Annotated in this window: 18 protein-coding genes and 2 tRNA genes; 7 read left to right on the top strand and 13 right to left on the bottom strand. The window is 69.5% G+C overall.

Features of this window, described 5'->3' with window-relative positions; translation table 11 throughout:
* The first annotated feature begins 515 nt into the window (after positions 1-515).
* Positions 516-947 carry a hypothetical protein gene (locus ACIBST_RS32235; protein ID WP_397177139.1) on the top strand — a complete coding sequence of 144 codons (432 nt, stop codon included), beginning with the start codon at positions 516-518 and terminating at the stop codon, positions 945-947.
* A gap of 293 nt (positions 948-1,240) precedes the next feature.
* Here the strand turns inward: ACIBST_RS32235 and ACIBST_RS32230 are convergent, their stop codons facing one another.
* From ACIBST_RS32230 to ACIBST_RS32210, 5 genes are all read right to left on the bottom strand, one after another.
* Positions 1,241-1,912 carry a response regulator gene (locus tag ACIBST_RS32230; RefSeq protein ID WP_397177137.1) on the bottom strand — a complete coding sequence of 224 codons (672 nt, stop codon included), beginning with the start codon at positions 1,910-1,912 and terminating at the stop codon, positions 1,241-1,243.
* On the bottom strand, positions 1,909-2,271 hold the full coding sequence (locus ACIBST_RS32225; protein ID WP_397177135.1) for a sensor histidine kinase: 363 nt from the start codon (positions 2,269-2,271) through the stop codon (positions 1,909-1,911). The genes ACIBST_RS32230 and ACIBST_RS32225 overlap by 4 nt, the downstream gene beginning before the upstream one ends.
* Positions 2,211-4,442: a DUF4118 domain-containing protein gene (locus tag ACIBST_RS32220; protein ID WP_397177133.1), complete on the bottom strand. Its 2,232-nt coding sequence runs from the start codon at positions 4,440-4,442 to the stop codon at positions 2,211-2,213. Before ACIBST_RS32220 ends, ACIBST_RS32225 begins: the two co-directional genes overlap by 61 nt.
* A 9-nt stretch (positions 4,443-4,451) precedes the next feature.
* The gene (locus tag ACIBST_RS32215) at positions 4,452-4,919 is read right to left on the bottom strand and encodes a group II truncated hemoglobin (RefSeq protein WP_397177131.1); all 468 of its coding nucleotides are present in this window, start codon (positions 4,917-4,919) and stop codon (positions 4,452-4,454) included.
* Positions 4,920-5,013: 94 nt separating this feature from the next.
* A tRNA-Met gene (locus tag ACIBST_RS32210) sits at positions 5,014-5,090 on the bottom strand.
* A 223-nt stretch (positions 5,091-5,313) separates the two neighbouring features.
* Between ACIBST_RS32210 and ACIBST_RS32205 the strand changes: the two genes are divergently transcribed.
* Entirely contained in the window at positions 5,314-5,586 is a 273-nt protein-coding gene (locus tag ACIBST_RS32205; protein ID WP_397177129.1) for a hypothetical protein, read from the top strand.
* Positions 5,587-5,627: 41 nt separating this feature from the next.
* Here the strand turns inward: ACIBST_RS32205 and ACIBST_RS32200 are convergent.
* The 5 genes from ACIBST_RS32200 to ACIBST_RS32180 form a co-directional block, all read right to left on the bottom strand.
* A tRNA-Met gene (locus ACIBST_RS32200) sits at positions 5,628-5,704 on the bottom strand.
* A 57-nt stretch (positions 5,705-5,761) separates the two neighbouring features.
* A complete protein-coding gene (locus tag ACIBST_RS32195; protein ID WP_397177127.1) occupies positions 5,762-8,728 on the bottom strand; it encodes a UPF0182 family protein in 2,967 nt (988 codons plus the stop codon).
* A 129-nt stretch (positions 8,729-8,857) separates the two neighbouring features.
* A complete protein-coding gene (locus ACIBST_RS32190; RefSeq protein WP_397177126.1) occupies positions 8,858-9,904 on the bottom strand; it encodes a PDZ domain-containing protein in 1,047 nt (348 codons plus the stop codon).
* 10 nt (positions 9,905-9,914) lie between these two features.
* Positions 9,915-10,340 (bottom strand): molybdenum cofactor biosynthesis protein MoaE, encoded by a 426-nt coding sequence (locus ACIBST_RS32185; RefSeq protein ID WP_358294316.1) that lies wholly within the window; start codon positions 10,338-10,340, stop codon positions 9,915-9,917.
* A 23-nt stretch (positions 10,341-10,363) separates the two neighbouring features.
* Positions 10,364-11,437, bottom strand: coding sequence for an NAD-dependent epimerase/dehydratase family protein (locus tag ACIBST_RS32180; RefSeq protein WP_397177157.1), 1,074 nt, complete (start codon positions 11,435-11,437; stop codon positions 10,364-10,366).
* Positions 11,438-11,567: 130 nt separating this feature from the next.
* On the opposite strand from ACIBST_RS32180, the gene ACIBST_RS32175 reads away from it, so the two are divergent.
* Genes ACIBST_RS32175 through ACIBST_RS32165 form a run of 3 tightly spaced genes read left to right on the top strand, consistent with a single transcriptional unit; the run spans position 11,568 to position 14,371 of the window.
* Positions 11,568-12,797, top strand: a complete 1,230-nt coding sequence (locus tag ACIBST_RS32175) for a zinc-dependent metalloprotease (protein WP_397177124.1) — start codon at positions 11,568-11,570, stop codon at positions 12,795-12,797.
* Positions 12,794-13,354: an NUDIX domain-containing protein gene (locus tag ACIBST_RS32170; protein ID WP_358294320.1), complete on the top strand. Its 561-nt coding sequence runs from the start codon at positions 12,794-12,796 to the stop codon at positions 13,352-13,354. The genes ACIBST_RS32175 and ACIBST_RS32170 overlap by 4 nt, the downstream gene beginning before the upstream one ends.
* A gap of 30 nt (positions 13,355-13,384) precedes the next feature.
* Positions 13,385-14,371: an endonuclease/exonuclease/phosphatase family protein gene (locus ACIBST_RS32165; protein ID WP_397177122.1), complete on the top strand. Its 987-nt coding sequence runs from the start codon at positions 13,385-13,387 to the stop codon at positions 14,369-14,371.
* 7 nt (positions 14,372-14,378) lie between these two features.
* Here the strand turns inward: ACIBST_RS32165 and ACIBST_RS32160 are convergent, their stop codons facing one another.
* The 3 genes from ACIBST_RS32160 to ACIBST_RS32150 all read right to left on the bottom strand — a co-directional run bounded on the left by ACIBST_RS32160 (position 14,379) and on the right by ACIBST_RS32150 (position 16,325).
* Positions 14,379-14,963, bottom strand: a complete 585-nt coding sequence (locus ACIBST_RS32160; RefSeq protein WP_397177121.1) for a hypothetical protein — start codon at positions 14,961-14,963, stop codon at positions 14,379-14,381.
* On the bottom strand, positions 14,960-15,475 hold the full coding sequence (locus tag ACIBST_RS32155; RefSeq protein WP_352319320.1) for a M48 family metallopeptidase: 516 nt from the start codon (positions 15,473-15,475) through the stop codon (positions 14,960-14,962). The genes ACIBST_RS32160 and ACIBST_RS32155 overlap by 4 nt, the downstream gene beginning before the upstream one ends.
* A 67-nt stretch (positions 15,476-15,542) precedes the next feature.
* Complete coding sequence (locus ACIBST_RS32150; RefSeq protein ID WP_397177119.1) at positions 15,543-16,325, bottom strand: enoyl-CoA hydratase/isomerase family protein; 783 nt, start codon at positions 16,323-16,325, stop codon at positions 15,543-15,545.
* A 164-nt stretch (positions 16,326-16,489) separates the two neighbouring features.
* Here ACIBST_RS32150 and ACIBST_RS32145 point away from each other — a divergent pair, with 164 nt between their 5' ends.
* The gene (locus ACIBST_RS32145; RefSeq protein WP_397177118.1) at positions 16,490-17,734 is read left to right on the top strand and encodes a ThiF family adenylyltransferase; all 1,245 of its coding nucleotides are present in this window, start codon (positions 16,490-16,492) and stop codon (positions 17,732-17,734) included.
* A gap of 63 nt (positions 17,735-17,797) precedes the next feature.
* Positions 17,798-19,132 (top strand): ABC1 kinase family protein, encoded by a 1,335-nt coding sequence (locus ACIBST_RS32140; RefSeq protein WP_397177156.1) that lies wholly within the window; start codon positions 17,798-17,800, stop codon positions 19,130-19,132.
* Positions 19,133-19,862: the final 730 nt, after the last annotated feature.

Below are 19,862 nucleotides of genomic sequence, written 5' to 3'. Positions count from 1 at the left end.
CTTTTAACACACTGTTGAGTTCTCAAGAAACGGACGCGTACTTCCTCACCAGAACCCGTTCCCGGATCCTCGTTCAGAGGCGTTCATTTCGTCTTGCGTTCTTTCGTTGTGTCTTAATTCTTTCAGCCGTTCAAGTCTCTGTCAAATTGACCGGACTTACTCGACCTGCTGGAATTAAGTCGCGCCCGCTTCCGGGACAACCCCTCTAACTTACCAGCTCATTCAGACCGCTCTGAACCGTCTTGAATGAACCAGAAGGGAGTGGGATTTGCCGGGCTTCTGGTGAGGCTCTTGCGAGCCCCTCGGCCGCCCTGCGCGAAGCAACTCTAGCAGTCTCCCGCACCTACTTCGCGCCACACAGGTAATCGTAGGGTCCTTCCCTCGCCACAAGATCGTCAAACCTTGGTCATCGCCGCCCGCACGACACCCGAAGTCAAGCCGTCAGCAAGTCATCCGCAATCGTGCCTCGGTACGAAGGTAGCCACGAGCAGACTGCGCTCTCGGAGGTGCCCGCCATGACCCGCTCGGAGTTCGACGACATCCGTGCCTTCCTCGCCGACCCGGCGACCCATGCGGGAGACCTCCTGCGCATCGCCCGGACCCTGATCGACGACCTCGAACAGGCACGCGTGCGCGAGGCCGTCCTGCGTACCCAATACCTGCGGCTGCTCACGGCGGCGCGGACGACCGTGGCCGCGGACATGGTCGGCGCGCCCGACCCGCTCGCCTTCCTCACGCGCGAGCTGGCCGAGCGCGGTCAGCTGCCCGAGGACGAGGTCGCCGTGCAGCAGATCCTGTCCGACGCCCGTACGGCTGAGGCGCTGCTCGCCTGCATGCAGGAGGAGCAGCAGCAGCAGCAGCAGCTACCGCAGGAGCCGCCGGTCGTGCGGGTGCGCGGGATGCGCCTGCGGCGATGCGTCGGCGCGCACCGGACGCTCCCCCGGTGAGCCGGCCCGGCCGCTGATCGCTCAGGGCTGATCCCCCAGCGGCTCAGGCTTGGACCGGATGAGGACTGTGGCCATACCCGGCCTTGGCCACCCGGCTGTAAGACTGCGCGTATGTGGCAACGTGGGCTGAACTGGTCGGCAATCATCCTGGTCGGGATATTTGGTGTGATGTGGATCGGTGTTGTGATCTATGCGGACCAGGTGTCTTCCCTGTGGGTGCGTGCCGCTCAGGTGCTCTTCGGGGCGTTGCTGCTCGGGTGGGCCGTGCTCAAGGCGGTCGTCCTGGTCAGGGGTCAGGAGGGCTGAAACCGGTATCCCATTCCGGGCTCGGTCAGCAGGTGCACGGGGTGGGCCGGGTCGCGTTCGAGCTTGCGGCGCAGTTGGGCCATGTACTGACGCAGGTAGTGCGTCTCCTTCAGGTAGCCGGTGCCCCACACCTCGCTCAGCAGCTGCCGCTGGCTGATGAGTTTGCCGGGATTGCGAAGCAGGATCTCCAGGAAGTGCCACTCCGTCGGCGTCAGCCGTACGCCACCTGAGATCGTCTTGCCTGCGAGGTCGATCACGTGGTCGCCCAGCCGCACCGTCGCGGGTTCCTCTTCGTGCTGGTTCGTGCGGCGGGTCACCGCGCGGATGCGGGCCAGGAGCTCGTCGATGCCGAAGGGCTTGGTGACGTAGTCGTCGGCTCCGGCGTCGAGCGCGTCCACCTTGTCCGTGCTGTCGGTACGCCCCGACAGCACGATGATCGGAACCTTCGTCCAGCCGCGCAGCCCCTGGATCACCTCGACGCCGTCGAGATCGGGCAGTCCGAGGTCGAGGACGACCAGGTCGGGGTGCCAGTCGGCGGCCTGGCGCAGCGCCGACGCGCCGTCGGGGGCGACCGCGACCTCGTAGTGCCTGGCCGCCAGGTTGATGCGCAGAGCACGCAGGATCTGGGGCTCATCGTCGACGACGAGCACGCGGGTCACGGGGCCCTCCTCAATGAGACCGTCATGGTGAGCCCTCCTCCGGGGGTGTCCTCAAGGAGCAGCGTGCCGCCCATCGCCTCGGTGAGGCCGCGCGAGAGTGCGAGACCGAGGCCCACGCCGGTGTGGTTGTCGCGGTCGCCGAGTCGTTGGAAGGGCATGAACACCCTTTCATGCGCTTCCGTGGGTATTCCTGGCCCCCTGTCGATGACGCGCAGTTCGACGCGTTCGCCGTGCCAGCTCGCGGTGACCAGCACGGGCTCGGCTTCGAGGCTGTAGCGGACGGCGTTGGCCATCAGGTTCACCAGGACGCGTTCGAGCAGCGCCGGGTCGGCCTGGAACTCGGGCAGGTCGGCCGGCACGTCACTTTGACCCGGTCGCGCAGCGGGCCGAGGTCGTCGATGGCACGCGGCAGCACATCCTCGACGGCGACGGGCCGCAAGGTGACGCCCAGGACGCCGGCCTGGAGGCGGCTCATGTCGAGCAGGTTCGACACGAGCCGGTTCAGTTTGATCAGGGATTCGCCGGCGGTGGCCAGCAGTTCGGCGCGGTCGTCGTCGGACCAGACGATGTCGGTGCTGCGCAGGCTCTCCACGGCGGCCATGGCCGAGGCGAGGGGGGTGCGCAGGTCGTGGCCGACGGCGGCGAGCAGTGCGGTGCGCATGCGGTCGGCCTCGGCCAGCGGCTCGGCGCGCTCGGCCGCCTCGCGCAGGCGTTCCTGGCGCAGGGCGACGGCGGCCTCGGCGGCGAACGCCTCCATGACGCGGCGGTCGCTGGCGTCGAGCAGCCGGCCGCGGGTCGCGAGCACCAGCCGGTCGTCGATGGTGACCACGCCGCTCCCGGCGTCCGGCCCGGTGCGGTCCGGTGTGGTGGCGGGCGGGGTGGTGATCGGGGGGCCGCCGGACGTGGCGACGATGCGCCACTCACCCGACGGATCGTCCCTTTCGAGCAGGGTCACCGCGGTCAGCCCGAACGTCTCGCGCAGCCGTCCGAGCAGCGAGGCCAGCGCGGACTCCCCGCGCAGCACGTGTCCGGCCAGTGTGGAGAGCACCTCGGCGTCCGCCCTGGACCGGGCCGCTTCTCTGCTGCGCCGGGCGGCCAGGTCCACGACGGTGCTCACCATGGCCGCGACCAGGACGAAGATGGCCAGCGAGAGCACATTCTCCGGCTCGGCGATGGTCAGGGTGTGCACCGGCGGCGTGAAGAACCAGTTGAGCAGCCCGAACGCGAGCACCGCCGCCGTGATCGCCGGCCACATCCCGCCCACCAGCGCGACGCCGACGACCAGCAGCAGGAAGAGCAGGATCTCGCTGGGCAGGCTCAGGTCGAGCGGCGCGATCACGGCGGTGAGCGCCGGCATGGCGGCAAGGGTCAGGGCCCATCCGGCCGACGTGCGCCGACGCGTCAGCGCACCCCCGGACGGCGGCCGGCCGGAGCCTGCGCTGACGGCCTCGTGCGGGACCATGTGCACGTCGATCGAGCCGGACAGCGTGGCCGTCGTCATGCCCACGCCGCGGGTGAGCAGTTGGGCGAGCCGTCCCCGCCGGGAGGCGCCGAGGACGAGTTGCGAGGCGTTCACGCCGTCGGCGAACGCGATCAGCGCGCGCGGGATGTCGTCGCCCACGACCTGGTGGTACGTGCCGCCGAGGTCCTCGACGAGTTTGCGCTGGCGTGTCAGGTTGGCCGGGTCGCTCGCGGTGGACAGGGCGTCGGCCCGGGTGACGTGCACGGCGAGCAGGTCGGCGCCCTTGGTCCTGGCCGCGATGCGGGCGGCGCGGCGGACAAGGGTGTCGCCCTCGGGGCCGCCGGTGAGGGCGACGACGACGCGCTCGCGGGCCTCCCAGGTGCCCGCGATGTCGTGGTCGGCCCGGTACGCGATGAGCTGCCGGTCGACCCGGTCCGCTACCCAGAGCAGGGCAAGCTCCCGCAGAGCGGACAGGTTGCCGACGCGGAAGTAGTTGGCGAGGGCGGCGTCCACGCGTTCCGGCGGGTAGACGTTGCCGTGGGCGAGACGGCGGCGCAGGGCCTCGGGTGACATGTCGACGAGTTCGAGCCGGTCGGCCCGCCGGACGAGGTCGTCGGGGACGGTCTCGCGCTGCGGCAGGCCGGTGATCTGCTCGGCCACGTCGCGCAGGGACTCCAGGTGCTGGATGTTGAGCGTGGAGACGACGTCGATGCCGGCGTCCAGGATGTCCTGGATGTCCTGCCAGCGTTTGGCGTGCCGGGAGCCGGGCGGGTTGGTGTGGGCGAGCTCGTCGACCAGCACGGTTTTGGGACTGCGGGCGATGACCGCGTCGGCGTCGAGCTCGGTGAACGTGGCGCCCCGATGGACGACGGTGCGGCCCGGCACGGTCTCCAGCCCGTCGAGCAGGCGGGCGACTTGGTCGCGGCCGTGGGTCTCGACCTGGCCCACGACCACGTCACGTCCGCGTTCCCTGGCCCGTCGGGCCTCGCTGAGCATGGCGTACGTCTTGCCGACGCCGGGCGCCGCGCCCAGGTAGACCCGCAGCCGCCCGCGCGACGTGCTTCCCATTTCTCCAGGTTACGGCTGGTACGGCGGCGCGACTCCCCAGCCCCAGTGCGGAACCGGCGCCTTCGGGGGCGGGGTCGCGCCGGGCTGGGAGTTGTGCACGGCCAGCCTGGTGCCCCATTCGATGTAGCCGGCGAACGCGGCCCTGAACTCGGGGTCGTCGGGCAGGCCGACCTCGTCGGCGGCGTCCATGAGGAGGTTCACCCAGCGGCGGCGCTGCGGTTCGGTGATGGCCCGGCCCAGGTGGTGGGCGAGCATGTGGGGATATCCGCCGCGTTCGTGGGTGTACCGGTCAGGGCCGCCGAAGACCTCGCTGAGCCACATGGCGACGTATTTGGGGTGTTCGGGGTCCATGTGGGCGAACAGCGGCCCGATGAGGTCGTCCTTGAGGACGGTCCGGTAGAACGCCTCGGTCAGCCGTTCGAACGCCTCGGTCCCGCCCGCCCACTCGTAGATGGTCGGGACGTCTTTTTCCGTCATGTAATCATGTAATCAGCAGTCGAGGTTGCAGGACAAGACTTGTCCGGAAACGACGAAGTCCCCGGTCGCCGTGTGGCGACCGGGGACTTCGGATTGGTAGCGGGGACAGGATTTGAACCTGCGACCTCTGGGTTATGAGCCCAGCGAGCTACCGAACTGCTCCACCCCGCGTCGGTGTGTCGTTATTAACTATACCGCCCTTCTGGACTCCTCCGACCCGGCCGGGCTTGTCCGGGCGCGTCGGCGGCAGACCATGGGCCTCATGCTGCTCGCACCCCTGCCGCCACGGCGCCGGCTTCCCCGTCGGCGGAGCATCCTGCTCCTCGCGTCACCCGTCGCCCTGGCCCTGCTCGTCATGGCGCCCATGTGGGCGAATGATCTCCGCTTGGCGGACATGAAGGATCGGCTCCTGGCCCATCCGCTGCCGCCCGAGACCTCGTTCAACGCCGCCGGCGCCCAGGGGTCGGTGGGGGTGCAGGAGGGCAACGGCGACCACTGCGACTTCCTGGTCAGGTTCTCGCTGCTCACCAGGCTGCCCGAGGCCGAGCTCACGAGCTACTACGACCGGATCAACGGCAGGGTGTACTTCCAGGATGGCGACCCCGCATCGGCGGTGGTCGAGGTCGTGGAGACCGACGATGCCGGATGGGACCTGCGGTGCCACTGAAAAGCAACGAGGTCCTGGCCGTCGGCCAGGACCTCGAATCTTGGTAGCGGGGGCAGGATTTGAACCTGCGACCTCTGGGTTATGAGCCCAGCGAGCTACCGAACTGCTCCACCCCGCGTCGCTGTCTTGCTTCTCAAGACTATCGGCGACGGGGTGCGGGCGCAAACCGAACGGGCTAGGTGGTGCCTCCCGCCTGTGTGCCCGAGGGTGTCGGCGTCGGTGTGGACGTGGCCGGCGGTGAGGCGGACGGCGAGGCGGACGGCGTCGCCGACGGGGAGGCGGAGGGAGAGGCCGAGGGCGCCGGGGTGGCCGCCGGCTTGGCGTTGGCGCTCTCGATCTGCTTCAGCGCCTCCTCCAGCCGCTTCTGCGCCTTGCCGTACTCGTCCCAGTTCGGGGGGCTGGCCTGGAGGGCCTTCTGGGCGTCCTCGTAGGCCTTCTGGGCGTTGGAGATGGCGGTGTTCATCGCCGACGTGTTCGTCTGGTTGGGCGTGCTCTGCTGGGGCTGGGTGTTCGGCTGCTGCTGCTCGCCGCCGAAGACCTGCTCCAGCGCCTGGTCGAGGGTGTCACCCGAGCCGACCTTGTTGCCGAACGCCACCAGCACCCGCCTCAGGATCGGGTACGGCTCCTGGCCGGTGCCGGCCTTGGTCTGCACGTAGACCGGCTCGATGTAGATCAGGCCGTTCGCGTAGGGCAGGGTCAGCAGGTTGCCGTACCTGACGTTGGCCTGGCCGAGACCGAGGGGGCCCAGCTCGCCCGAGAACTTGTTCTGGAAGTTGTTCTGGGCCTGACCGGGGCCGGGGACCGTGGTGTTGGACGGCATGCGCAGGATGCGCAGCTTGCCGTAGTCCTTGCCCACCGTGGAGCCCGCCGCCATGAAGGCCGCCAGGTTGGGGCCTTCCCGTGGGACGAAGGTCGTGGTCAGCGAGAACGACGGCTCGGACTCGTCGGGCATCGTCGCCGTCAGGTAGTACGGGGGCTGCTTGACCGACTGGTTGCCCTGCGAGGGGTCGCTGGGGATGTTCCAGAAGTCCTGGGCGCTGTAGAAGGCTGCCGCGTTGGTGACGTGGTAGCGCGACAGCATGTAGCGCTGCACCTTGAACAGGTCTTCCGGGTAGCGGATGTGCGCCTGGAGGTCGGGGCTCATCTGCGAGGCGGGCTTGATCGTGCCGGGGAAGGCGTTGGACCACGTCTTCAGCACCGGGTCGTTGCCGTCCCAGGCGTAGAGCGTGACCGTGCCGTCGTAGGCGTCGACCGTGGCCTTGACCGAGTTGCGGATGTAGTTGATCTCGTCCAGCGGCTGCTGGGCGACCACGCGGCGGTCGGTGGCCAGGTCGCGGGTCATGTCGCCGAGGCTCTCGCTCTGCGAGTACGGGTACGCGTTGGACGTGGTGTACCCGTCGATGATCCAGGTGATCCGGCCGTCGACGATCGCCGGGTAGGCGTTGCCGTCGAGGGTCAGGAAGGGCGCGACCTTCTCCACCCGCTCCCGCGGGTTGCGCACGTAGAGGATCTTGGAGTTGTCGTTGATGTCGCCCGACAGCAGGATGTTCATCTCGCCGTACTTGGCGGCGTAGACGAGCCGGTTGAGTGCCGAGCCGATCGGCACGCCGCCCTTGCCGGTGTAGGTGGTGTTCTGCTGGCCGGTCTGGCCGCCGGAGACCGGGTAGTCGAGCTCCTGCGGGGCCTTGGGGTTGCCGCCGGCGATGACGTACTCGGTGGAGCCGGGGTTCTCGCCGAAGTAGACGCGCGACTCCTTGAGGCCGGTGGAGGCGGCGAGGTCGCCGGTGACCGGCATGTCCTTGCTGTCGTAGGCGGGCAGGCCGCCCGCGTCGACCTCGTTGCCCGGCGCGGCGACGAAGCCGTAGCCGTGGGTGTAGACCAGCGCGCGGTTGATCCAGTTGTTCTGGGGCGCGGGCGGGCCGAGCAGCTCGCGGACGCCGACCACGTGGTCGACCAGCTTGCCGTCCTTGCCGGGGTAGCGGTCGACGTCGAGCTGGTCGGGGAAGCCGTAGAAGCCGCGGATGCGCTGGGTCTGCTCGAACGTGGACGACACCAGCGCCGGGTCGAGCAGGCGCACGCCGGTCACCGACTCGTCGCCGCCGGCGCTGACCTTGGTGGGGTCGGCCTGGGCGTTGTAGTCGATCACTTCGGCGTTCTTCACGTCGTAGGCTGATCTGGTGGCCTGGATGTTCCGGTCGATGTAGGCGGCTTCCTTGACCTGCTGGTTGGGCTTGACCTGGAACTGCTCGACCAGCGCCGGGTAGACGCCGCCGATCAGGATGGCCGAGAGCACGAGCAGGCCGAACGAGACGCCGGGCAGCATGCCGCCGGGGCGCACGACGCCGGCGAAGAACAGCGCGGCGCAGATCAACGCGATGATCGCGAGGATGTTCTTGGCCGGGAGCACCGCGTTGACGTCGGTGTAGGACGCGCCGTGCACGTAGCCGCGGTCGGAGAAGACCAGACCGAACCGGTCGATGTAGTAGGCGACGGCCTTGAGCAGGACGAACACGCCGAGCAGCACGGAAAGGTGGATCCGCGCGGCCCTGGAGGCGTGCACGCCCGGCGACTGCAGCCGGAAACCGCCGTAGAGGTAGTGGGTGATCGTGGCCAGGACGATCGAGATGATCACGGCGGTGAACAGGAAGTTCAGCACCATCCTGATGAACGGGTAGTCGAACATGAAGAACGAGATGTCCATGCCGAACAGCTCGTCCTTCTTGTCGAAGGGGGCTCCGTTCACGAACTGCAGCCACGTCTTCCACTGCCCCGCGAACGAGGAGCCGGAGAAGAGCGCGAGCAGGCCCATGCCGACGATGAAGATCAGCTTGCGGTGGGGGTCGATCGCCATGCGATAGCGGTCGGCTCCGCTGCCGCCGCCGAACACGGCGGGGCCGAACATCGGCCGGGTGCGGAAGGCCAGCAGCATGTTGCCGCCCGTGATGCCGACCATGAGCACCGCTCCGACGAGGAACAGCACGATCTCGGTCAGCAGCACCCCGGAGAAGACCGACGTGTAGTTGGTCGCGTCAAACCACAGGTAGTCGGTATAAATCCCAGAAAAGAGAAAAAACAGGGCCACGATCGCGACCAGCGCGATGGCCACAGGCAGAAGCAGCCGCGGCCGGCGTGGCAAGCGCATCGCCCTGCCGGCCCCTGGGGTCCGGAAGCTCAAGGCCAACCCCTCGTCGTGATGAAGAAACGGTCCGTGTCTGGCAACTTACACTGCAGCGCCAGCCGTACGGCTAACGCACGGCGCTCGCCGGAAGTTTCATCCGGCCTCACAAGCGGGCACATTGCCCTTCCCGGTGCGCAGCGCGTCGAGCGCGAGCACCGCGTCGTGCAACGTGTCGGCCTTGACCAGGCGCAAGCCGTCGGGCACGGCCTTCATGGCCTCCGCGCAGTTGTCCGCGGGGGTGAGGAAGACGGTCGCGCCGGAGTCGCGGGCCCCCACCATCTTCTGGGCGATGCCGCCGATGGGCCCGACCTGGCCCTCGGTGTCGATGGTGCCGGTGCCGGCGATGCGCCTGCCCCCGGTGATCTCACCCGGGGTCAGCTTGTCGAGTATGCCGAGCGAGAACATCAGCCCGGCGCTCGGGCCGCCGACGTCGCCCACGTTGATCTCGACGTCGAAGGGGAACTTGAACTTCTCCTGCATGAGCACGCCGACGAGGGGCTTGCCGTCCTTGCTGGCGATCGGCTGCAGCGACACGTCGAGCTTCTGGCTGCCCCTGGTCACGTTGAAGGTCACGGTCTCGCCAGGCTTGTGCGCCTTGACGGTGTCGCCGACGAACTGCGAGTCGGTGGCCGGCTTGCCGTCGACCGCGTTGATCTGGTCGCCCTTCTGCAGCTTGCCGTCGGCCGGCTTGCCCTTCTCGGTGGACAGCACCGTGACGACCCGGTCGTAGTGGATCTTCAGCTCGTTGAGCGCGGCGGCCTTGGCGGAGTCCTGGGAATTGGTCATCTCGACCGCGTTCTCCTCGTCGACCTTCTTCGCGTCGCGGCCGGGCGGGAAGATCGTCTCCTGCGGGACCACCGCGACGGTCGGGTCGAGCCAGCCGCGCAGCGCGGTCAGCAGGTCGATCTGGGCGGCCGGGCCGCCCTGGTAGGCCACCGTGACCAGGCTCAGCGCGCCGCTGGTGGGATAGGTCTGCCGGCCGCTGATCGAGATCACCGGCTTCTTGTCGATCTCGCCGATGGTGTTCTCGGTGGGGCCGGGACTCAGCACGACGTACGGGACCGGCCGGAACGCGCCCAGCACGCCCAGCGCGAGCACGAAGAACCCCGCGAGCAGCAGGGTGAGGACGCGTCGTGACATGGTGATGAGCTTATTCGCAGGCGCCGACCCACTCGGTCTCGCCATCGGCGAACACCTGGTGTTTCCAGATGGGGACCTCGGCCTTGAGGTCGTCGATGAGCCTGCGGGAGGCCTTGAACGCCTCGTCGCGGTGTGGCGCGGCCACGGCGACGATCACCGCCGTGTCGCCGAGCCCCAGGTCGCCGACCCGGTGGACGGCGGCCATCGCGGTGACGGGGAAGTCGGCCGCGACCTTCTCGGCGACCCTGCGCAGCTCGTCGGGGGCCGAGGGGTGGGCGGAGTAGGAGAGCCGGGTCACGGGTTTGCCGTGGTCCTGTTCGCGCACGGTGCCGATGAAGATCGCGGTGCCGCCCGCCGCGTGGTCTCCCACCGCGGCCAGCACCTCGTCCACGGACAACGGGGTGTCACGAATGCCGAGCAACCGGATGACGTCCACGGAAAGAGCCTAACCTCACGTTCCTACTGGCGACGCTTTTTGCGGACCTGCCGGACGATCGCCGCGGTGCCGATGACGGCCACCGTCGCGCCGGCCGCGGTGAGCGTGGCCTCCTTGACCGGCAGCCGCCTGCCGACCACGGTGGTCCTGTTCTCGCGGAGTTCGAGGAGCTGCCGGAAGGCGGCCTCGTTGGTCCACGTCGGCTTCCAGCCCGCCTCGCGCAGCGCCGAGCAGTCGACGACCCACGGATAGACGACATAGTGCAGGTCGGTGGCGGGGGCCGGGGTGATGCCGAGCCGGTGCAGGCGCTGTGCGGTGCCGAACGTGAGCCCGGCCGGCAGCTCGAACCGCCGGATTCCGGACAGCTCCTCGACCTGCTCCTGCTCCAGCCAGCCGTCGGAGCCCACGGCCACCACGCCGGTGACCGCCCCCTTGGCGGCCAGCTCCAGCGCCGAGACGAGGTCGTCGATGTGGCAGAACTGCCAGTTGGGGTTGCAGCCCTTGACCGTGAGCAGCCTCGGCGACTCGAAGTGCCGGGTGATGACCGTGTCGACGCCCGGACCGACGACCGCCGCCGGGCGCAGCACCGTGACGTCGAGGCCGGGGTGGCTGCGCAGCGACCGGCGGACCAGCGACTCGATCTCCAGGTAGTCGCCCACGACGCCGGTGTCGGGCTCGGCGGCCACCGGGGAGTCCTCCGGCAGGGGGACCTCGTTGTCGGGCGCGGCGCCGTACACCATGGCGCTGGTGACCAGGATCACCCGCCGCACGCGGGCGGCGGCGCAGGCGGTGAGCACCGTCTGCGCGGCTCTGAGGTTGTAAGCGCGCCGCTCCCCCGGCTCGGAGTCGACGGCGTAGTCACCGGCCAGATGGACCAGGACGTCGATGTCGGAGATCCGGTTCGCCAAGAGCGGATCCCGTACGTCGATCACTCTCCACGTGGCTTCCTGAACGTCGCCGCGCTCCTCGTCGATGGCCACCACTCTGCGGAAATCCGCGGAGGATGCGAGCCTCACGAGCAACTCGCGGCCGATGCCGGAGGCCGCGCCGGTGACGGCGACAACGGGTTGACGCGGGCGTTTCGAGGTAGGCACCAGGTCCTCACTTTGCACTGATCCGCCGTAGGACGACTAACGTGGCGGATGTGGACTCCTCCATCCTGCACGAGGTAGAGCGGTGACTGACCTGCCAGGTCGCGAAAACGACCCTAACGAGAACCCGTTCGCCATGTTCGGCAACCCTGAGCAAATGGCTCAGGCGATGCGCCAGTTCGCCGACATGCTGTCGGCGCCCCAGGGTTCAGGCCCTGTCAACTGGGACATGGCCAAGAACATCGCACGACACGCCGTGGTCGCCCAGGGCGATCCGAGCGTCATGGAAGGCGAGCGCCGCCAGATCGTCGAGGCGCTGAGCCTGGCCGACCTGTGGCTGAACGAGGCGACGACGCTGCCGAGCGGCGTGTCCAACCCGCAGGCTTGGAGCCGGTCGGAGTGGATCGAGAACACGGTCCCGGTCTGGCGCAAGCTTTGCGAACCCGTTGCCGAACGCATGGTCGAGACCATGGGCGGCGCGCTCGGCGGCTCCGGGCTGCCGCCCGAGGCCCAGCAGATGGCCGGGCCGCTCATGGGCATGCTGAAGCAGATGGGCGGCATGATGGTCGGTCAGCAGATCGGCCAGGCGCTCGGCTCGCTGGCGCGCGAGGTCATCGGCACGACCGACATCGGCCTGCCGCTGTCCGGCACCGCGGCGCTGCTGCCCGGCGGCATCGCGTCCTTCAGCGAGGGCCTTGAGATCCCCGCCGACGAGATCCGGCTCTATCTGGCGCTGCGCGAGGCCGCGCACCACCGGCTGTTCCAGCACGTCCCGTGGCTGCGCTCGCACCTGCTCGGGGCCGTCGAGGAATACGCCAGGGGCATCACCGTGGACACCTCCGCGCTGGAGGAGCAGATCCGCGGGCTCGACATCAACAACCCCGAGGCGATCCAGGAGGCGCTGAGCGGCGGCGCGCTGCTCAAGCCCGAGGAGACCGAGCGGCAGAAGGCCGCCCTGGCCCGGCTGGAGACGATGCTCGCCCTGGTCGAGGGGTGGGTGGCCACGGTGGTCGACCGGGCCGCCGACGGCAAGCTGCCCTCGGCGGTCGCGCTGGCCGAGACCGTACGCAGGCGCCGGGCGACCGGCGGGCCCGCGGAGCTGACGTTCGGCACCCTGGTCGGGCTGGAGCTGCGGCCCCGGCGGCTTCGCGAGGCCGCGGCGCTGTGGCGGGCGCTGGAGACCGAGCGCGGCGTCGACGGGCGCGACGCCCTGTGGGGCCACCCCGACCTCATGCCGACGGCCGAGGATCTCGACGACCCCGACGCGTTCGTACGCGGTGAGGCCGCCTGGGACATCTCCCAGCTGGAGGCCAAGCCCGGCGACGAGAACGGCGAGCAGGACGGCGACCAGGACGGCGGCCGGTGACCCTGCACGACGACGCGGTGGCGGTGCTGTCCTCCTGGACCGCGCCGACCCCCGAGGAGGAGGCGCTGCGCGCCGAGTTCCTCGGCCATCTGCGGACGTACGACGACGCCATGTGGCGCGCGTGCGCACCCGGTCACCTGACGGCCACCACCGCCGTGCTCAGCCACGACGGCGCCCGGGTGCTGCTCACGCTGCATCCGAAGGCCGGGCAGTGGCTGCCCATGGGCGGCCACTGCGAGGACTTCGACGCCACGCTGGAGGCGGTGGCGCTGCGCGAGGCCACCGAGGAGTCGGGAATCTCCGGACTTGAGCTGCTGCCCGGCCCGCTGGCCGTGGACAAGCACGAGGTCTGGTGCCATCCGCCGCGCAGCTGGCACCTCGACGTCGAGTACGCGGCCGTGGCCCCTCCCGGCGCCGAGGCCGTCATGAGCGACGAGTCGCTCGACCTGCGCTGGTTCCCCGTCGACGAGATTCCCGAGCTGTCCGACGAGGCCACGCGCCGGCTGGCCGCACGCGGACGCGCCGCGCTCAGCTCGCGCTCGCGTTCGCTGGGCTAGAGTCCTTCGCATCGTTCCAAGGGGGGCCGCGTGGAGACTTCTGCCGTTGGCGGCACGATCGTGACGCCTGCCCGCAAGCCGCGGAAGCTGCCCGGCAACGTCCTGACCTGGCTGGCCGTGACGCCCTTCGCGGCCTGGGCCGTGGCCAGGGTGGCCGGGCTGGAACGCGGGTCGCTGCCCACGCAGCTGATGACGGCGACGCCGTACGCGGCGGCCGGGTCCCTGGTCCCTCTCCTGATCGCGGCGGTCGGGCGCAGGCGGGCCGCGACGGCCGTCGCGCTGCTCACCACGACCGCGCTCGGGTTCAGCGTCCTGCCGCGCGCGCTGGGCACGGCCGAGGCCACGACCGGCAGGCCGTTCAAGGTCATGACCATCAACATGCTGTTCGGCAGGGCCGACGCGCAGGTGATCGTGAACCTGGTGCGCGAGTTCCGTCCCGACGTGCTGAGCACCCAGGAGCTGACCCCCGGCGCGGTGGCCGACATGGACGCGGCCGGTCTGAAGGACCTCATGCCCCACCGCGTGCTTGAGGACGAATGGGACGCCGGCGGAAGCGGCCTCTACTCCAGGCACCCGCTCCAGCCGCTCGACGACGTGGTGCCCCCGGTCGGGCACAAGATGCCCGCCGCCATGGTGGCGCTGCCGGGCGGCAAGCCGGTCGAGTTCGTCGACGTCCATCCCTACCCGCCGCTCGGCCCCAACGTGGTCAACTGGAACGAGGCGCTGTCGAGCCTTCCCTCCGCCGGCGGCGAAACCGTGCGGATCCTCGCCGGCGACTTCAACGCCTCACTCGACCACGCCTCGTTGCGCAGGCTGCTGGCCAGGGGGTACAAAGACGCGGCCGACCAGGTCGGCGCGGGGCTGATCCCCACGTGGCCGGCCAACAAGCGGGTACCGCCGATCATCACCATCGACCACGTGCTGGTGGACGAGCGGGTGGGCGTCAGGGAGGTCAGCGTGCGCGACGTGCCGGGCACCGACCATCGGGCCGTGCTGGCCGAGCTCACCGTGCCCTGACGCGGGGTCAGCGGCCGGCGATCAGGGCGCGGGTGTTGTCCCAGCCTTCGAGACCCGGGTCGAGGCGTTCGACGTCGTCGAGCGTGCGCAGGCGGTGCCATCCGGAGATGGTGGCGACCCTGCGCGGGCCCGGTGCCTGCTCCCGGAGGACGGCGACGACGTCGGGATCGTCGAGGTCGGGGTCGGCCCAGGCCGGCAGCGGCAGCGAGCAGGCCAGCGCCGCCGCGCCGCCGTCCGCCGCGGGACAGATCGTGATCTCGGCCCGGCCCAGCTCCCTGAACAACTTGCCGACCAGCAGCGAGGGCAGGTCGGGCGCGTCGGCGTTGATCACCGCGGCCTGATCGCCGGACAGGCGGCCGAGGACGGTTCGCAGCGGCTCGTCCTCGTCGATGGCGACGATCTCCGTGCCGGGCCAGACGATGTCGTCGAGGCCGGGGACGGCCGTGATCAGGACCGGGGTGACGAACTCCAGGCCGGCGACCATCTCGTAGGTGTCCTCGGCCACGGCCGTCAGGAACTGCCGTGGATCGACGCCGGGGGGCGCCGCTTCGGCCATGCGGCCGCGTACCAGGACGGCGACGATGCGCGTCAACACTCCTCCGGTGCCGTGTGGGCCGCCGCAGAGAATCCTTCGAGGAACCCGCGCGCCCGCTCCGCCTTCGGATACTGTTCTACCAGCGCCCAGAACCCCGGGCCATGGCTCGGCACGATCAGGTGCGCGAGCTCGTGGATGATGACGTAGTTGATGACCCACTCGGGCAGGCCCTTGAGCCGGGTCGAGATCCTGATGGTGCCGTTCTCCGGGGTGCAGGAGCCCCAGCGATGCTGCTGGTTGTCGACCCATCGAACGCTCACGGGGTCGGGCCGGCCGTCGAGGTACTTCACCGACAGCTCCCTGGCCCGTTCGAGCAGGGCCTCGTCGGTCGGCCTTCGTCGTTCTTCCTTGGCGGCCAGCCGGTCGAGCATCCGGCTCACCCATTCATCCGCGTCTTCGCCGCTCAGCCAGGCGGGCAGGAGCACGATCGTCTTGTCGCCGTCGCGGTAGGCGGAGACCGTACGCCGGCGACGAGAACTGCGACGGACCTCGACTGTCTCGGGGGGCACATAAGCACGTTAGCCGAGACTGGCGAAATTCCACAGAGGGTGGACGTTGTTTTCGCTGGTCAGATGATTAAGAGCCGGTGAATTTGGGCATGCGCCTTTCCCGATGCGCCGCCAGGCCCTCCAGCAGGTCGGATGATGCCATGGTGACGGGCTGGGCCAAGGATTCCCACCTCAGAGCGGCTTCCAGGTCTTGATGCTCTTGGTTCAGGGCGACCTTTGTGAGGCGGGTGGCGACTGGAGCCATCTCTGCGATCTTCTTGGCGATGACCGAAACCTCGGAGAGAAGGTCATTCTTCGGGAAAGATTGATTTACCAAGCCTTTATCTGCCGCTTCCGTACCCGTAAGGAGACGGCCGGTCAGGAGCATCTCGCGGGCCAGTGCCGTACCGGCTCTTCTGGGCAGCAGGTAGGTGGCGGCCATGCCCGGGTGCAGCCCGAGCCGGGTGAAGGGGGCCAGCAGTTTGGCGTCGTCGGCGGCGTAGACGAGATCGCAGGCCAGGGCCACGCACAGGCCCGCGCCGACGGCGGGGCCGTTGACCGCGGCGACGGTGGGCACCTCCAGGTCGGCGATCATCAACCAGGTGCGGTAGAAGGCGAGCATGCGGTCGCGCAGCGGCGGCACGGCCTCGGCGCCGCGCTCGCCGATCCATGACAGGTCACCGCCCGAGGAGAACGCGCTGCCCGCTCCGGTGACGACGACGCAGCGCAGGTCGCGGTCGGCGGCCAGGGTGGTCATGGTCTCGCGCCATTCGGCCGTCATGGTGTCGGTCATGGCGTTGCGGAGTTCCGGGCGGTTGAGGGTGAGGACGGCTACTCCGTCGTCTGTGCGGTCGACCAAGATCTCGCTCATGCGGCGAAGCGTAACGCTCCGCGGGGCGCGGATGCGGTCCCTGGGCTACCTCGGGTGCGCTTGCGGGGGACGTTGTCCACAGGGTGGGCGTCGTCCTCGGAGGTTGTCCACAGGCGGCGCGGAACCGGCTCGGGATCTTGGTCGGACGTGCGAGCCTTCCGGCCATGAGGCCACGTGTGAAGCCGGCCCTCCGGCGAATCCTCCGCGACGAGCACACCCTGCAGTACGGCGTGCATCCCCTCCGGGCCATCACGCTGACCGGCCTGACGAGATCGGTGCGTCAGTGGGTCGAGGGGCTCGACGGCACCCGCGACCTGCGCCGGGTGATGCGCGACGCGGCGGCGGCCGGCCTCGACGAGCCGTGCGCCCAGGCCCTGCTCGACTATCTCGCCACGCGTGGCGCCCTGCACGACGCCGGCCCGTTCCCCGAGCCGTTGCGGGAGCTCTCCCTGGCCGAGCGGGATCGGCTGAAACCCGACCTCGACGCGCTCGACCTGGCCTCCAACACCCCCGAGGGCGGCGTCGAGCTGCTGCGACGCCGGCGGGAGGCGAAGGTCAGGGTCTACGGGGCCGGGCGCGTGGGGGCGCAGATCGTCGCTCTGCTCGCGGCCGGCGGAGTCGGCGACATCCGGGTGATCGATCCCGGGCCGGTCCGGCCTGGGGACATCACGCCGGGTGGGCTGACATGGGCCGAGGTGGGGCTGTCCCGGGAGGAGGGCGCGGCGGCGGTCGCCCGGCGGCTGCTCGCTCCCCCGCCGAAGAACGCGCCGGCCGTTCCGCCCGGCGGCACGACCGCACGACCCAGGCGGCCGGGCGTCACGCCGTCCGGCACCGCCGCTGGGCGGGTCTCTCCCGCTGTGCCGTCCCCTCCGGCTGAGGTGTGCCAGGGCGCTGTTCCGTCGTCCAACGTGCTGGCCGGAGCTCCGCATCTGGGGGACGGCACGGCGCGTCCCGACCTCGCCATCCTCGCGCCCGTGGGGCCTCTGGGCGGGGTGCTGGTCAACGAGCTGGCCGACTTCGGCATCCCGCATCTGCTGGCGTCGGCCTTCGAGGGGCACGGGTCCGTCGGCCCGCTGGTGTTTCCCGGTGAGACGACGTGCCTCCACTGTCTCGACCTGACCCGCCGCGACCACGATCCGGCCTGGCCCATCGTCACTGCCAGGCTGGGCGGCTATCCGCCCGGCGAGATCGCCTGCGACGCGACCCTCGCCACGCTCGTCGCTGCCGCGGCGACCGGCCAGGCGCTTGCTCACCTCGAAGGCCGGGCGACCTCTGTGACGAACGGCACAATGGACGTAATGCCTGATTGGTGCTGGAAAAGACGGTCGTGGAGTGGTCATCCGCAATGTCGTTGTATGCGAAACAATCCATATTCGCTAACAATGGACGTGTCACCTACCAGCGACTGACGTGCTCAGGGGACGACCACGAAGGGGGGAAGCGGCATCTCGGGCGAGGTTCCGCGCATGAGTGTGAGCGATCTTCCGCGCCGGGCAGTCACCCGCTCAGCCAAGTTGGCCACCCTTCCGCTCGGGTTCGCCGGGCGGGCCGCCCTCGGCCTCGGCAAGCGCATCGGCGGCAAATCAGCAGAAATCGTGGCCCAGGAGGTTCAGCAGCGCACCGCCGAGCAGATCTTCAAGGTGCTCGGCGAGCTCAAGGGCGGGGCTATGAAGCTCGGGCAGGCACTGTCGATCTTCGAGGCGGCGCTTCCGCCGGAGATCGTCGGCCCCTACCGGGCGACCTTGACGAAACTCCAGGACGCCGCTCCTCCGTTGCCGGTCGCCACCGTCCACAAGGTGCTCGCCGAGCAGCTTGGGGACGATTGGCGCAAGCACTTCCTCTCGTTCGACGACCGGCCCACGGCCGCCGCCTCGATCGGCCAGGTGCACAAGGCCGTCTGGAACGACGGGCGGGAGGTGGCCGTCAAGATCCAGTACCCGGGGGCGGGCAAGGCGCTGCTGGGCGACTTCACGCAGCTGGCCCGGCTGGGAAAGATGTTCGGAGCGCTGCTGCCCGGGCTCGACATGAAGGCGCTGCTGGCCGAGCTGCGCGAGCGGATCGCCGAGGAGCTCGACTACCTCCGCGAGGCCGAGGCACAGCACGCCTTCGCGCTGGAGTTCAACGGCGATCCCGACTTCCACGTCCCTGATGTGGTGGCGGCCAACGAGATGGTGCTGGTCAGCGAGTGGATGGACGGCACTCCCCTGTCGCGAGTGATCACCGAGGGCAGCAAGGAGGAGCGCGATCACGCGGGGCTGCTGTTCGTCCGGTTCCTGTTCTGCTCGCCTGCCCGGGTCGGCATGCTGCACGCCGATCCCCATCCGGGCAACTTCCGCGTGCTGGCCAACGGCAAGCTCGGCGTCCTCGACTTCGGAGCGGTCAACCGCCTGCCCGACGGCTATCCGAAGGTCTTCGGGCAGCTCACACGCATCTTCAACCAGGGCGACATGGACACCGTGATGACGGGTCTGCGTGACGAGGGGTTCATCCGTCAGGACATCGACATCGACCCTGATGCGCTGCGTGCTTTCCTGGCGCCGTACGTGGAGCCGACGGCCGTGGAGGAGTTCACCTTCAGCCGCGAGTGGTTGCAGGCCCAGGCGGCCAGCGTCACGGATCTCCGCCCGACGAACGTGGTTCGCCAGCTCAACCTGCCGCCGTCGTACGTGCTCATCCATCGGGTGCATGCGGCCGGCGTCGGGGTCCTCTGCCAGCTCGGCACCACGGCGCGCTTCCGTGACGAGGTGATCCGCTGGGTTCCGGGCTTCGCCGACGACCCGAACGGCGAGGCACTGGCGATCGGCTGATCAGGCGACGCTTGCCCTTCGTGGGCGGAGGCGGCGCCTTGAGTTATGGACAGGCACGACCGGCTTGGGAGATGTACGGCTGCTTGGGCGGGGCGCGGCTGGCTCCCCTGAAGTGAGGGTGATCGCAGCATTCGCTGCAGATGCGCTCAGGCCGCGCAGCGGGATGGCGAGGAAAGGGTGAGGAACATGGGCCTCATCCTCGCCTTCCTAGGCAGCCGACAAAGCGTGTCACCGTAAAGGTGGTTATCGGTCTTCCTCGACCGTCGCCCTCCCCCTCCACCTGGCTGTCGGTTCCGAGCTCCGGCCCCTTCGCTTGAGCTTGAGCTTGAGCCATGGGCTATGGGCTCCTGGCTTCCGCGCTCCCTACTCAGGACGGGCCAAGCTTCCGGCTTCCGGTTCCGGGCCCCCTGCTCCCGGCTCGGGGCCGGTTCCGGGCTTTGAGCCATGGGCTATGGGCTCCCGGCTCCGCGCGCCCGACTCACGGTGGCCCAAGCTTCCGCCTTCCGGTTCCGGGCTCCCCGCTCCGGGCTCGGGGCTTGGGGTCCGGGCTCCGGGCTTGGGCTCCTGGCTCCGCGCTCCCCACTGCCCGGGCTCACGGCTTGGGGATGACGTTCCTGGATGCGGGGCAGAGGACGCCTTCAAAGAACATGTCCAGGGCAATGGCGCTGAGCACGGACCAGCGACGACGTTCCTGGATGTGAGGCAGGGGGCGACCTTGGCGGGCGCGTCC

The sequence above is a fragment of the Nonomuraea sp. NPDC049684 genome (genome assembly GCF_044465345.1).
Classification (GTDB): domain Bacteria; phylum Actinomycetota; class Actinomycetes; order Streptosporangiales; family Streptosporangiaceae; genus Nonomuraea.
Note: the sequence above shows the minus strand (reverse complement) of the source record. Positions and strands in the feature narration are given on the sequence as shown.

What these genes read in the sequence shown, in the direction of transcription:
- ACIBST_RS32215 (WP_397177131.1), bottom strand. Translation starts at nt 4,919, where the DNA reads ATGACGGAAAAAGACGTCCCGACCATCTACGAGTGGGCGGGCGGGACC.
- ACIBST_RS32145 (WP_397177118.1), top strand. Translation starts at nt 16,490, where the DNA reads ATGAGGCCACGTGTGAAGCCGGCCCTCCGGCGAATCCTCCGCGACGAG.
- ACIBST_RS32220 (WP_397177133.1), bottom strand. Translation starts at nt 4,442, where the DNA reads ATGGGAAGCACGTCGCGCGGGCGGCTGCGGGTCTACCTGGGCGCGGCG.
- ACIBST_RS32235 (WP_397177139.1), top strand. Translation starts at nt 516, where the DNA reads ATGACCCGCTCGGAGTTCGACGACATCCGTGCCTTCCTCGCCGACCCG.
- ACIBST_RS32190 (WP_397177126.1), bottom strand. Translation starts at nt 9,904, where the DNA reads ATGTCACGACGCGTCCTCACCCTGCTGCTCGCGGGGTTCTTCGTGCTC.
- ACIBST_RS32205 (WP_397177129.1), top strand. Translation starts at nt 5,314, where the DNA reads ATGAAGGATCGGCTCCTGGCCCATCCGCTGCCGCCCGAGACCTCGTTC.
- ACIBST_RS32175 (WP_397177124.1), top strand. Translation starts at nt 11,568, where the DNA reads ATGTTCGGCAACCCTGAGCAAATGGCTCAGGCGATGCGCCAGTTCGCC.
- ACIBST_RS32150 (WP_397177119.1), bottom strand. Translation starts at nt 16,325, where the DNA reads ATGAGCGAGATCTTGGTCGACCGCACAGACGACGGAGTAGCCGTCCTC.
- ACIBST_RS32195 (WP_397177127.1), bottom strand. Translation starts at nt 8,728, where the DNA reads ATGCGCTTGCCACGCCGGCCGCGGCTGCTTCTGCCTGTGGCCATCGCG.